At 53.1% G+C, this 13,183-nt stretch carries 14 protein-coding genes; all 14 read left to right on the plus strand.

The window, feature by feature from the left end; translation table 11 throughout:
* Positions 1–200: 200 nt before the first annotated feature.
* The 14 genes from lolA to E5C26_RS08665 all read left to right on the plus strand — a co-directional run bounded on the left by lolA (position 201) and on the right by E5C26_RS08665 (position 12,954).
* On the plus strand, positions 201–812 hold the full coding sequence (gene lolA, locus E5C26_RS08600) for an outer membrane lipoprotein chaperone LolA (protein ID WP_135315908.1): 612 nt from the start codon (positions 201–203) through the stop codon (positions 810–812).
* A gap of 7 nt (positions 813–819) precedes the next feature.
* A complete protein-coding gene (locus tag E5C26_RS08605; protein WP_135315909.1) occupies positions 820–2,163 on the plus strand; it encodes a replication-associated recombination protein A in 1,344 nt (447 codons plus the stop codon).
* A 110-nt stretch (positions 2,164–2,273) separates the two neighbouring features.
* Positions 2,274–3,566 (plus strand): serine--tRNA ligase, encoded by a 1,293-nt coding sequence (gene serS, locus E5C26_RS08610; protein WP_135315910.1) that lies wholly within the window; start codon positions 2,274–2,276, stop codon positions 3,564–3,566.
* 269 nt (positions 3,567–3,835) lie between these two features.
* Positions 3,836–6,289, plus strand: a complete 2,454-nt coding sequence (ynfE, locus tag E5C26_RS08615) for a selenate/tellurate reductase subunit YnfE (protein WP_135315911.1) — start codon at positions 3,836–3,838, stop codon at positions 6,287–6,289.
* 10 nt (positions 6,290–6,299) lie between these two features.
* Positions 6,300–6,917, plus strand: a complete 618-nt coding sequence (locus E5C26_RS08620; RefSeq protein ID WP_135315912.1) for a DMSO/selenate family reductase complex B subunit — start codon at positions 6,300–6,302, stop codon at positions 6,915–6,917.
* Between the two features lies 1 nt (position 6,918).
* Positions 6,919–7,779 carry a DmsC/YnfH family molybdoenzyme membrane anchor subunit gene (locus E5C26_RS08625; RefSeq protein ID WP_135315913.1) on the plus strand — a complete coding sequence of 287 codons (861 nt, stop codon included), beginning with the start codon at positions 6,919–6,921 and terminating at the stop codon, positions 7,777–7,779.
* A gap of 49 nt (positions 7,780–7,828) precedes the next feature.
* A complete protein-coding gene (dmsD, locus tag E5C26_RS08630; RefSeq protein WP_135315914.1) occupies positions 7,829–8,446 on the plus strand; it encodes a Tat proofreading chaperone DmsD in 618 nt (205 codons plus the stop codon).
* Positions 8,447–8,698: 252 nt separating this feature from the next.
* The gene (locus tag E5C26_RS08635; protein WP_012006121.1) at positions 8,699–9,157 is read left to right on the plus strand and encodes a DMT family transporter; all 459 of its coding nucleotides are present in this window, start codon (positions 8,699–8,701) and stop codon (positions 9,155–9,157) included.
* An 11-nt stretch (positions 9,158–9,168) separates the two neighbouring features.
* Entirely contained in the window at positions 9,169–9,612 is a 444-nt protein-coding gene (locus tag E5C26_RS08640; RefSeq protein WP_012006122.1) for a DMT family transporter, read from the plus strand.
* The gene (locus E5C26_RS08645) at positions 9,602–10,783 is read left to right on the plus strand and encodes a questin oxidase family protein (protein ID WP_135315915.1); all 1,182 of its coding nucleotides are present in this window, start codon (positions 9,602–9,604) and stop codon (positions 10,781–10,783) included. Before E5C26_RS08640 ends, E5C26_RS08645 begins: the two co-directional genes overlap by 11 nt.
* 12 nt (positions 10,784–10,795) lie before the next feature.
* A complete protein-coding gene (locus E5C26_RS08650; RefSeq protein ID WP_135315916.1) occupies positions 10,796–11,212 on the plus strand; it encodes an NUDIX hydrolase in 417 nt (138 codons plus the stop codon).
* A 127-nt stretch (positions 11,213–11,339) separates the two neighbouring features.
* On the plus strand, positions 11,340–11,990 hold the full coding sequence (upp, locus tag E5C26_RS08655; RefSeq protein WP_135315917.1) for a uracil phosphoribosyltransferase: 651 nt from the start codon (positions 11,340–11,342) through the stop codon (positions 11,988–11,990).
* A 23-nt stretch (positions 11,991–12,013) separates the two neighbouring features.
* Positions 12,014–12,238: a tautomerase PptA gene (gene pptA / locus E5C26_RS08660; RefSeq protein ID WP_135315918.1), complete on the plus strand. Its 225-nt coding sequence runs from the start codon at positions 12,014–12,016 to the stop codon at positions 12,236–12,238.
* A gap of 20 nt (positions 12,239–12,258) precedes the next feature.
* Positions 12,259–12,954, plus strand: coding sequence for an HAD family hydrolase (locus tag E5C26_RS08665; RefSeq protein WP_135315919.1), 696 nt, complete (start codon positions 12,259–12,261; stop codon positions 12,952–12,954).
* Positions 12,955–13,183: the final 229 nt, after the last annotated feature.

Genomic DNA, 13,183 nt, shown 5'->3' on the forward strand with positions numbered 1-13,183 from the left:
CCACGCTTTTTCCTGCTTTGTCAGCAACATAAAAGGGCCGCTTAGCGGCCCTTGTGCAAAGAAGCGTAAACCCATCGGCTTCTCGGAACATTGGCCTATCTGCCGGCGAATGGCTTCGGGTAGAGTGAGGGGCGTAAGGGTTAATTTGACCCGCACGGCACTGCCTTGCGGTTAACGCATTTCATAAGGTATTTGGAATAATGAAAAAACTGTTAGTTGCCTGTTGTCTGCTTTCGGGATTTGCTTCCACCTCTGTGCTGGCCGACGCCGCGCAGGATTTGCAAAGTCGCCTGGCGAAAGTGAACAGTTTCCATGCCAGCTTCTCCCAGACCGTGACCAGCAGCGATGGCGCTGCGGTACAGCAGGGTGAAGGTGAACTTTGGGTGAAACGTCCAAACCTGTTTAATTGGCATATGACCTCGCCAGACGAGAGCGTGCTGGTGTCAGACGGTCAGACCCTGTGGTTCTACAACCCCTTTGTTGAGCAGGTGACCGCCACCTGGCTGAAAAATGCCACCGGCAATACGCCGTTTATGCTGATCACCCGCAATAATGCCAATGACTGGAAACAGTACAACGTTAAACAGAAGGGCAATGATTTTGAGCTGACGCCAAAATCCAGCAGCGGCAACCTGAAACAGTTCGCCATCAGCGTGGACAACAGCGGCACTATCCGCAGTTTTGCCGCGGTTGAGCAGGACGGCCAGCGTAGCTCGTACGCGCTGAAAAGCCAGCAGAACGTTGCTGCCGATGCCAGCAAATTTAAATTTACCCCGCCGAAGGGGGTGACGCTGGACGACCAGCGCCAGTGAGGTCCGCGTGAGTAATATGTCGCTCGATTTTTCCCAGAATGAGTTCCAGCCGTTGGCCGCGAGGATGCGGCCGACCACGTTGGCACAGTATATCGGCCAGCAACATCTGCTGGCCGCCGGTAAGCCTTTGCCGCGTGCTATCGAGGCGGGACAACTGCATTCGATGATTCTGTGGGGGCCACCGGGCACCGGGAAAACGACGCTGGCAGAATTGATCGGCCGTTACGGCCAGGCAGACGTCGAGCGTATTTCTGCCGTCACGTCCGGGATCAAAGAGATCCGCGAGGCGATCGAGCGTGCACGCCAAAACCGTGACGCCGGTCGCCGCACTATTCTGTTTGTCGATGAGGTCCATCGCTTCAACAAAAGCCAGCAGGATGCCTTCCTGCCGCATATTGAAGACGGCACCATCACCTTTATCGGCGCCACCACCGAAAACCCGTCTTTTGAGCTTAACTCGGCGCTGTTGTCACGGGCCCGTGTTTATTTGCTGAAGGCGCTGACCGCCGAAGATATCAGCCAGGTGCTGGATCAGGCGATGCAGGACAGCAGCCGGGGCTTTGGCGGCCAGAATATCGAACTGCCGGAAGAGACGCGCCGCATGTTATCAGAGTTGGTCGGCGGCGACGCTCGCCGGGCGCTGAACAGCCTGGAGATGATGGCGGACATGGCGGAGATCAACGCCAAAGGTATTCGCGTATTGACGCCGGAGTTACTGAAAGAAGTCTCCGGCGAACGCAGTGCGCGTTTCGATAATAAAGGCGACCGTTTTTACGATCTGATCTCGGCGCTGCATAAATCGGTGCGGGGTTCCGCGCCGGATGCGGCGTTGTACTGGTATGCACGTATTATTACCGCTGGGGGCGATCCACTGTATGTGGCGCGCAGGTTGCTGGCGATTGCTTCTGAAGATGTGGGTAATGCCGACCCGCGTGGCATGCAGGTCGCTATCGCTGCCTGGGACTGCTTTACCCGCGTCGGTCCGGCCGAAGGCGAACGGGCGATTGCTCAGGCTATCGTCTATTTGGCCTGTGCGCCAAAAAGCAACGCGGTTTACACGGCCTTCAAAGCGGCAATTCGTGATGCCAAAGAGATGGCTGATTATGACGTCCCCGAACATCTGCGCAATGCGCCAACCAAGCTGATGAAGGAAATGGGGCTGGGTGCAGAATACCGTTACGCTCACGATGAACCCAATGCCTATGCCGCTGGCGAGGAGTACTTTCCACCCGAAATGGCCAGGACGCGTTACTATCATCCAACCACGCGCGGGCTGGAAGGTAAAATCGGTGAAAAGCTGGCATGGCTTGCTGAGCAGGATCAAAATAGCCAGACAAAACGCTACCGCTAGCGTTGCCGTTGCGGTAAGGTTAGCGGGTATCACTCTTCCTTTATACGGCTTTAAATTCAGCCGAATAAAACATCAAATTTTCTTTCAATAACAATAAGCACAGGATTAGCATGCTCGATCCCAATCTGCTGCGTAATGAGCTAGACGCAGTCGCCGTCAAACTGGCTCGCCGAGGCTTTAAACTCGATCTGGATCTGCTGCGTTCTCAAGAAGAGCGTCGCAAAGTTCTGCAGGTAGAAACCGAAACGCTGCAGGCAGAACGTAACTCCCGATCGAAATCCATCGGCGCGGCCAAAGCGCGCGGGGAAGACATTGAGCCGCTGCGTCGCGAAGTAAACGAACTGGGTGACAAGCTGGACACGGCCAAGGCCGCGCTGGATCAGCTGCAGGCTGAAATCCGTGACTATGCGTTGGCGATCCCGAACCTGCCTGACGATGAAGTACCAGACGGCAAAGATGACAGCGATAACCTGGAAGTCAGCCGTTGGGGCGAACCGCGCCAGTATGATTTTCCGGTACGCGATCACGTCGATCTGGGCGAAATGGCCGGTGGTCTGGACTTTGCCGCTGCGGTAAAACTGACCGGTTCACGCTTTGTGGTGATGAAAGGGCAAATTGCCCGCATGCACCGTGCCTTGTCCCAGTTCATGCTGGATCTGCATACCGAACAACACGGCTACCAGGAAACTTACGTTCCTTACCTGGTTAACCATGCCACATTGTTCGGTACCGGCCAGTTGCCGAAATTTGGTGAAGACCTGTTCCACACCAAACCGCTGGAAGAAGAATCCGACAGCAGCAACTACGCGCTGATCCCGACTGCAGAAGTGCCATTGACCAACCTGGTGCGCGACGAAATCCTGGAAGAGGAATCTCTGCCGCTGAAGATGACCGCGCATACGCCATGTTTCCGTGCCGAAGCCGGTTCTTATGGCCGTGACACCCGTGGTCTGATCCGCATGCACCAGTTCGACAAAGTTGAAATGGTGCAGATCGTCCGTCCGGAAGACTCGATGGCTACGCTGGAAGAGCTGACCGGTCATGCAGAGAAAGTGCTGCAGTTGCTGAACCTGCCATACCGTAAAATGCTGCTGTGTACCGGTGATATGGGCGCAGGCTCGTGCAAAACCTACGATCTGGAAGTGTGGCTGCCGGCGCAGGACACTTACCGCGAGATCTCTTCCTGCTCCAACATGTGGGATTACCAGGCACGCCGCATGCAGGCCCGTTGCCGCAGCAAAACCGAGAAGAAGCCGCGCCTGGTGCATACGCTGAACGGTTCTGGTCTGGCGGTAGGTCGTACGCTGGTGGCGGTGCTGGAAAACTACCAGCAGGCCGATGGCCGAATTCAGGTACCAGAAGTATTGCGCCCATACATGGGTGGCCTGGAATATATCGGTTAAAGAACAGTTGTTCGATGAAAAGCGCCTGCGGGCGCTTTTTTTTTAAGAAATTTATTCCCCCTTTGTTCGAAAGCCATTTTTCTTTCAGATACTTCCCCCGCTTTATTGATAGCAGACAAAGTTAACTACTCACTTCTGAGTAATATCCTCTCAGAGAGGAGGGTTTTTATTCGGGCTTATCAACAGACATCGAATCTGCCTCCTCTGTTCGTCGCCTTGGGTCAAGGCATATGACGTTTATCAATACCAGGTAAAACGTGGAGTGAGTTATGTCGGAAAACAAAACAAACCGTCAGGAGTCTGGGGGATTCAGCCGCCGTACGTTGGTGAAATCTGGCGGTATCGTCGGGCTGGCACTGGCCGTCGGTGGCATAGCATTGCCATTTAGTCGCCGCGCGTTAGCGGAGTCAATCAGTGAAAGCGTGCTGCAAGCCGCGCAGGATAAAGTGGTCTGGGGCGCCTGTTCGGTTAACTGTGGCAGTCGCTGTGCCTTGCGTTTACACGTCCGCGACGACGAAGTGTATTGGGTTGAAACCGATAACACTGGTCTGGATGAATATGGCGACCATCAGATTCGAGCCTGCTTGCGTGGCCGCTCTATTCGCCGCCGCATGAACCATCCTGATCGCTTGAACTACCCAATGAAACGCGTCGGGAAACGTGGCGAAGGCAAGTTCAAACGCATCAGTTGGGACGAGGCTTATGGCGCTATCGCCAACAATCTGAAACGCATTGTCGAGCAATACGGCAACGAAGCGGTATATATCAATTACACCTCAGGCATTGTCGGCGGCAATATTACCCGTTCATCACCGAATGCCTCACTGGTCGCCCGTCTGATGAATTGCTACGGCGGCTACCTCAGCCAATACGGCACTTACAGCACCGCACAAATCGCCTGCGCCATGCCTTACACCTATGGCAGCAATGAAGGTAACAGCACCTCGGATATTGAAAACAGCCAACTGGTGGTGATGTTCGGTAACAACCCGGCCGAGACGCGGATGAGTGGGGCTGGCATTACCTATTATCTGGAGCAGGCGCGCGAACGTTCCAATGCGCGGATGATTGTTATCGACCCGCGTTATACCGATACCGCCGCCGGGCGTGAAGATGAGTGGATCCCGATTCGTCCAGGCACGGATGCGGCATTGGTGGCCGGATTGGCGCATGTATTGATCACCGAAAACCTGGTCGACCAGCCTTTTCTGGATCGGTATTGCGTTGGCTACGACGAAAAAACCTTACCCGCCGACGCCCCGAAAAATGGTCACTACAAGGCTTACATTCTTGGGCTGGGTGAAGATGGCGTTGAAAAAACGCCGCAATGGGCGGCTAAAATTACCGGTATTCCGGCAGAGCGCATTATTAAACTGGCGCGGGAAATCGGCACGGCTAAACCGGCCTATATCTGCCAGGGCTGGGGGCCGCAGCGGCAGGCCAACGGTGAACTGACCTCGCGGGCTATCGCCATGCTGCCGATTCTGACCGGCAATGTCGGCATTAATGGCGGTAACAGCGGCGCGCGTGAGTCGACTTATACCATTACCATTGAACGTATGCCGGTACTGAGCAACCCGGTGAAAGCGCATATCTCCTGCTTTAGCTGGACCGATGCCATTGTACGGGGTCCGGAGATGACCGCCAGGCGGGACGGGGTTCGTGGTCAGGATAAACTGAACGTGCCGATCAAGTTCATCTGGAATTATGCCGGTAATACCATCATCAACCAGCACTCTGACATCAATAAAACCCACGATATTTTGCAGGACGATTCTCAATGCGAAATGATAGTGGTGCTGGAAAACTTTATGACCTCGTCGGCGAAATATGCCGATATCCTGCTGCCGGATCTGATGACGGTCGAACAGGAAGACATTATTCCCAACGACTACGCCGGTAACATGGGCTACCTGATCTTTATTCAACCGGCCACCTCCGCCAAGTTTGAACGAAAGGGCATCTATGAGGTGTTGAGTGAAGTGGCGCGCCGTTTAGGGCCAGAGGTACATCAGAAATTCACCGAAGGGCGCACCCAGGCGCAATGGCTGCAACATTTATACGCCAAAATGCAGGCGAGGGATCCGCTGTTGCCGGGCTATGAAGCGTTGCGCAGCATGGGAGTCTACAAGCGCAAAGATCCCAATGGTCATTTCGTGGCTTACCAAAAGTTCCGCCAGGATCCTGCAGCCAACCCATTAAAAACGCCGTCCGGCAAGATAGAAATCTATTCCGGCAGGCTGGCCGAGATCGCCAACGACTGGCAACTGGAGAAAGACGAAACCATCAGCCCGTTACCGATTTATGCCTCGACCTTTGAAGGTTGGGACGATCCGCTGCGTAAAACCTACCCGCTGCAAATGTTTGGTTTCCACTACAAGGCACGTACTCACTCCTCATACGGCAATATCGATGTTCTGCAGGCGGCTTGCCGTCAGGAAGTGTGGATCAATCCACTGGATGCTCACTCTCGGGGGATCATCGCCGGCGACAAGGTACGGGTATTCAATGGCCGTGGTGAAGTCCGTGTCGAAGCCAGGGTGACGCCGCGCATCATGCCGGGTGTGGTGGCTATGGGACAGGGAGCCTGGCATCAGGCCGATATGAGCGGCGATCGGGTCGACCACGGCGCCTGCATGAATACCCTGACCACCCACCGGCCTTCGCCGTTGGCCAAGGGGAATCCGCAGCATACCAATCTGATCCAAATCGAAAAGGTATAAGGGGTAGCCAATGACTCAGCAATATGGATTCTTTATCGATTCAAGTCGTTGCACCGGCTGTAAAACCTGCGAACTGGCCTGCAAAGACTATAAAAACCTGACGCCGGACGTCAGCTTCCGCCGCGTCTATGAATATGCCGGAGGCGACTGGTTACAGGATGGTGATGGCTGGCAGCAAAACGTGTTTGCCTATTACTTGTCGATCGCTTGCAACCATTGCGAAGATCCGGCCTGCACTAAAGTGTGCCCGACCGGCGCGATGCATAAGCGGGAGGACGGCTTTGTGGTGGTGAATGAAGAGGTGTGCATCGGTTGCCGCTATTGCCACATGGCCTGCCCGTACGGTGCGCCGCAATACAATGCGACCAAAGGGCACATGACCAAATGCGATGGTTGCCATGAACGGGTGGCGGAGGGCAACAAGCCCATTTGCGTGGAGTCCTGCCCGCTGCGGGCATTGGACTTTGGTCCCATCGAACAATTGCGGCAGCAGCACGGCACCCTGGCGCAGGTGGCCCCGCTGCCGGCGGCGCATTTTACCCGGCCCAGCATAGTGCTGAAACCCAATGCCAATAGCCGGCCATGTGGCGATACCACGGGCTATTTGGCCAATCCGAAGGAGGTTTAATATGGGCATGGGATGGCATGAATGGCCGCTGATGCTGTTTACCGTATTGGGGCAATCAGTGGTGGGAGCGACCATCGTTATGGCGGGGGCGGTGATCGGTGGCAATCTGAATGAGCAGCAGAGCCGGGCGGTTCATCGCTCAATGTTCTGTTTGTGGTTGCTGATGGGCATCGCTTTTGTCGCTTCTACACTACACCTGGGGTCACCGTTACGCGCGTTCAACTCGTTAAACCGCGTTGGCGCTTCGGCGTTGAGCAACGAAATTGCCAGTGGCGCGTTGTTCTTTGCCGTCGGGGGTTTTTATTGGCTGCTGGCGATACTGGGCAGAATGCCGACGGCGTTGGGCAAAATATGGCTGTGGGTGACCATGGCGCTGGGCGTGGTCTTTGTTTACGCCATGACGCGGGTGTATCAAATCGATACTGTGCCAACCTGGCATAACGGTTACACTACGCTGAACTTTTTCCTGACGACGCTGATCGGCGGGCCGTTGCTGGGCGTTTTACTGCTGCGTGCGGCTGGATTAGCGGTATCAGCCCGCTATTCATTGGCTATTCTTAGCGTGGTGGCTCTGTTGGCCAGCCTGTGCGCAGTGATGATGCAAGGCTATGAGTTGGCCAGTATCAACAGCTCGGTACAGCAGGCCTCCACGCTGATCCCGCAATACGGCCAGTTAATGGTTGGGCGGCTGGTGTTGGTGGTGTCAGGTTTAGGCTGTTGGATTTGCCCACTGTTGCGCCGGGGTAACGCGAGCGTAATGGGGATGGGTTTAGGTTTGATTTTGGTTATCGCCGGTGAGTTGGTAGGCCGTGGTGTGTTCTACGGCCTGCATATGACCGTTGGCATGGCGGTAGCCGGTTAATATTGTAGTCAGGCACAGTTCGCTGTGCCCTTAACAGGATCCTTGATTTATGACGCTTGAAAATATCGCTTTAACGGGCCGGGTGCTGGGTGTGTTGTTGTATGCACCGCCAGAAAGTGAAGACGGCCAGCAGCTGTTGGCAACCTTGTCTGAATCTGAGTGGGTCAAAGAGTGGCCGTATGGCGACGCCGAGCAGTTGCAGACGGCGGCAGCACTGATCGCCACCGGCATTGAAGATGAACAGGAAGAGTCGTTGGCAGAGGCTTACCAACGTCTGTTTGTCGGGCCTGACACCTTACCGGCTCCGTTATGGGGTTCGGTGTATCTGGACAAAGAGAACGTGCTGTTTGGCAATTCCACTTTGCGCCTGCGCAGGTGGTTGCGTTCCAATGGTATCGACGCGCAACACGATCGCAACGAGCCGGAAGATCACATCGGTACCTTGTTGATGATGGTGGCATGGTTAGCCGAAGAGCGTCAGGGTGGGTTGGTGGAGCAATTGCTGACCAAACATTTGCTGCCTTGGGCACCGCGCTATCTGGAACTGCTGCAGGCGAATGCGCAACATCCTTTCTATCAGGGGCTGGCGCAATTGGCGCAGATCACTCTGAGCGCCTGGGCTGCCGAATGCTCTGCTGAAGTTGAAACTTTAGAGCTGCATTTCTGATACAAAGGAGCGGCCGCCAAAGTAGGCGGCCGTTCCTGGTTGACCCCCTCTGTCACATCAATCCATTTCTCTAATGTTTAACTTTAATGAATTATTAAAGCATTCTTAACATTCCATTGACATGCTTTATCGATGGGTGTAGTTTTTTTTGCGGATTATATGAGTAAAAGCTTCTTGGCATCGTTCTTAAGCTTTGCTGTACAAGGATTGTAAAATCACCTTAGTGGTTTTTTAATGCGCAGGTTACACATTATGATTGGCAATTTTAAAAATATTTTTATCGCTATTCTTAGCGGTTTTTTTCTTACCTTAATGTTTCAAGCCAACAGCGCTCTGTCTGAACAAACCTCTTCTGTCGTCGCCTCGTGGGTGGCTCACGGTATTGGCATGTTGAGTTCATTGTTGCTTATTTTATTATTTGTTAAAAAAAATCCTCAGGAATCGAATAATAAACCACAGAAACGATCCTGGTGGCTCTATCTTGGCGGCATTCCCGGCGCCTTTACCGTCATTTTGGCGACGATGGCAATTAACGGTGGCATCCCTCTCTCCAGCACAATTTCTCTTGGTTTGGTTGGGCAATTATTATTCGGTTTTGTCTCAGATCACTTTGGTTTATTCGGCTCACAAAAACGAAAAATGACACGCAGTAGCCTTTATATCTCTGCTCTGATTATTTCCGGCTGTTTTCTTATTATCTATAGCCTTTAGGGAGCGATGACGTGGATACGCTTATTTTTATTGCCCTGTTAAACGGGATGATTATTAGCTCTGCCCGGGTGATTAATGGCCAGTTGAGCGCCTCTATTGGCGCCTTCCGTACCTCCTTATGGAATCACTCGGTGGGTTTCTTATTTCTGACCCTGCTGGTGGCGGCGTTTTATTGGCAACAGCTGGGGCAGTTTCATTGGGCGCAGGTTCCGGCATACGCCTGGGTGGGTGGCGGGTGTGGCGCACTGTTCGTGGCAACCAGCAGCTACGTGTTCCCCAAAATGGGGGCGCTGAATACTTCGGTATTAATTATTGGCGGTCAGATGTTCTCGGCCGTGCTGTTTGATGTGATTAATCAAGGTGGGCGCAGTCATCTCATTCAGCTATTGGGAGTGGCGCTGATCACCATTGGGATCATCCTATCGACACTCGAGAAATATCATCATGATAAATGAACTGTTAGATGATCAGCGGTACGACATAGAGTTTAACGGGCATCTCACCAATCATGTCAAACATGCCGTTATCGCCTTGGCGGGGTTGGGCGTGCCGGATGAACGTATCCTTTGGTATTACCGCCGCTATGCCGCCATGACGCCTTACGGCATGGGGTTGGAACCGCCAAGAAAAGCCAGGTATCAGATTGACGAAGCGAACTGGCGCAGCCTGCTGGGCAAACGCAGCAGTTTCAGTGCCTATTGCGACTTTTTCCGGCAGCAAATACGCGAGCGGGGTCTTGAACCGGTGCTCACCAGCTACCTGCCGGAGCTGATCGACGGTTGGGTGGGCTCGTTGACGCATGGCACCATTCATTTGGGCTGGGCATTGCTGGCCGAGCATGAAGGAATGATCGTCGAGGGGCTGGCCTATATGGCCTACTCATACGTTCCCTGTCATCACCAGCGTTCCCGACATGACCCGAGCCTTGGGGAGCCAACGGCCTTCGACTCGGTGTTACGTTTGGCGAACTGCTGGCAGCAACGGCGGGAAGAGATGCTGGCCTGGCAGAGCGCAGTGATTGAAACGCCGGCTGAGGAAATCACCGCGCGTATACATCCTGAATTACAGCGTTCCGGTCTGCAATATCGTATTGCCTGCGTGTTGCATCAGGGGCATGAGGAAATTTATCGCCAGCCGGAGTGGCTGACGCAACAGAGCCTCGAGCAGACCTGGGCGCAACTCTATCAGACGGTCACATTAATTTACCTGACCACTCCGGGGAATTTTCTGCTGCTGCACTTGTTGACGTCTTTGTTGGCCATGGAACAAATCGCCGGGCATTTACCTGAGCAAGAGGCGCGTGACGTGCTTTGCAGCTACTGGGTCGGGATGCAGTGCATGTTGTTTGCTACCGATAGTTTGGCTCACCCCGATAAGTTACAATCTCTCCAGCATCTTTATGCCGATGAATACGACGATATCCGCGATCCGTTATGGGAACGCGAGTGGCGGCAGCTCACCGCGCGAGCCGTGGAGGAGGAAGAGGAGCATAACCCAAAACTGGTTTATGTGATGAAACTGCTATGGTTGCGTACCAAATGCACCTTGTATCGTGCCACCGCACATCAGTTCACCACAACTCCCCAATTGCCACCGTCGTTTGAACATGCACCTAATCTGGAGTGAGAGGTCAACAGAGTGAATAACAATCCTGCTGCAAAGTTCATTGATAAATTAGGCTGGGTTTATATCCAGGATAAAAAAGTCCTGATGGCTCGTTCGTATAACAAGACGACGTTTTATATTCCCGGCGGCAAACGGGAAACAGGAGAGAACGATCGAGAAGCTCTGACCCGAGAAATTAAAGAAGAACTTTCCGTCGACTTAATTAATGACAGTATTATTTCACTGGGCGAATTCCATGGACAGGCCGACGGTAAACCGGCAGGCGTGATGGTGAAGATACATTGTTTTTCTGCCGACTTTAGTGGCGAAGTAAAAGCCAGTGCCGAAATAGAAGAAATATCCTGGTTGACCCATGCGGACAGCCATCGTTGTTCTGCCGTTGCAGTAAAAGTATTGGACGCGTTAAAGGAAATGCATCTTATCGACTAATTATTACCTGTTGATATTGATAAGTTACAGACTGACTTTTATTTTTAATCGATATAAGCCTTCCTTTCACCCAACCCGGTGAAGGGCGGTGCTTATGCATCTATTACTCTGTTAAAAGAAAAAGGTTATGAAACTTTCTAATATTCATCTTCTGGCCCCAAGTCATTATCTTACTTATTTGCACACTCAAATCCGTAATAAACAGGCGGAGCATGCCTGCTTTGAATATTATAGCGATCAACTGCTGCGCCAACTGTTGGTGCAGGCTGCCGCTTTACTGCCGTATGAAAAACATGAGGTGATTACGCCTATTGGCGAAACCTACACGGGGCTAAAACTTGCCCGTGGTATTTGCGGTGTTTCGGTGATCCGCGCCGGGGAAAGTTTTGAGGGTGAGTACCGCAGAATGTTTAGCGGCCAGCCGATAGGCAAAATACTTATTCAACGCAATCCGCAAAGCAAGCTACCCAAATATTTCTACTCTCATTTTCCCGACGATATTGCCGAACGCGCCGTGTTGCTATTTGAACCTATGCTGGCCACGGGCGGATCGCTGATCATGGCAATCGAAACGCTGTTGGAACAAGGTGTGCCGGTGGAAAATATCTATGTTGTTAATGTATTGGCATCGCCGGTAGGGGTCGATCGTTTGTTTACCCGCTTCCCGGCCATCCAACTGGTGACGTCGTCCATTGAACAGGGACTCTCGGATCAGGCCTTTATGAAACCGGGGATCGGCGACTTCGGTGACCGTTATTTTGGTACCCGTCACGGGTAATTAAACTCTACAAAGGAAAAAACATGCCGCACGTGAAAATTCAGCACTTTCCGCAGGTACTTTCCCAAAGCGCCAAGCATGCATTGGCAGAGGAGATCACGCGGGTTATTACGCAAGCATTACAGTGCGATGCCGGCGTCGTTTCCATTGCAATAGAGCAGGTGTCTGCCGATGACTGGCAGACGCAGGTTTATCGCCCGGAAATAGAAAATAAAAAAGACTGCTTAATTAAAGTCCCTAATTACTGACCCTCAAGAAGGTGACAACGATGAAACCTGAACTCCGGGTCATTATGTTTGACCTTGACGGCACCCTGTTTGATACGGCGAAAGCGATTGTGTCCGCCTTTCGTGCCACCTTTCAACAGCTGCAATTACCCCAGCCGGCTGATGATGAACTGATCCGTGAAACGATAGGCCTGCCGTTGGAGCGTGCCTTTGCCCAATTGCTGGCTCAGGAGGCCGATGGCCGGGCAGTGACTGACTGTGTGGCGGAGTATCAACGGCAGTTTCAGACGCTGATTTTACCGATGGCGGCATCGCTGTTATTTCCTGGTGTCGCCGCGGGCCTGCAACAGTTGAAAGGTGCGGGTTTTCATCTGGCGGTGACCACCAATAAGTTCGCACGCAGTGCAAATTCGCTCTTGGCGGCGGCGGGCATTGCCCCGTTGTTTGATGTGGTGGTTTGCGCCGACCAGGTAACGGAGAAAAAACCGGCGCCGGAGTCCGGCAACAAAATCCTGGAGCATTATCAGGTCAGGGCTCAAGAGGCAGTGATGGTGGGGGATACTACGCACGACATATTGATGGCTCATCAGGTTGGCTGCCCGGTGATCGCGGTGGATTATGGTATCCAAAATCGGCAGGTGCTGGCCGCGGCCGAGCCCAGCATTATTGTAAGCTCTTTTGCCGCCGTGGTTGACTGGTGCCGTCACAGAGACGTTAGCCGCGCAGCAGCAGGCTAGCAACAGCAAAAGAATTACGGGTTATTCAGGGCCGCAGACAGCGCTATTTCTTAGCGGTGAAAGTTTAGGGGCGATAAATATCGCCATGCTTACACTGATAACGCAATTAGCGCCATGACAAATAAATAGATCCAAAGGAAATGGGCAAAAGTCGCTCAGGCTCCTGCCTGCGAAAAAAATGACGTCAGTTGTCATCTGCCAACTGGCAACTATTAACTCTGAAAGAGGG

Source organism: Serratia proteamaculans, from assembly GCF_004684015.1.
In the GTDB taxonomy this organism is placed as follows: domain Bacteria; phylum Pseudomonadota; class Gammaproteobacteria; order Enterobacterales; family Enterobacteriaceae; genus Serratia; species Serratia proteamaculans_F.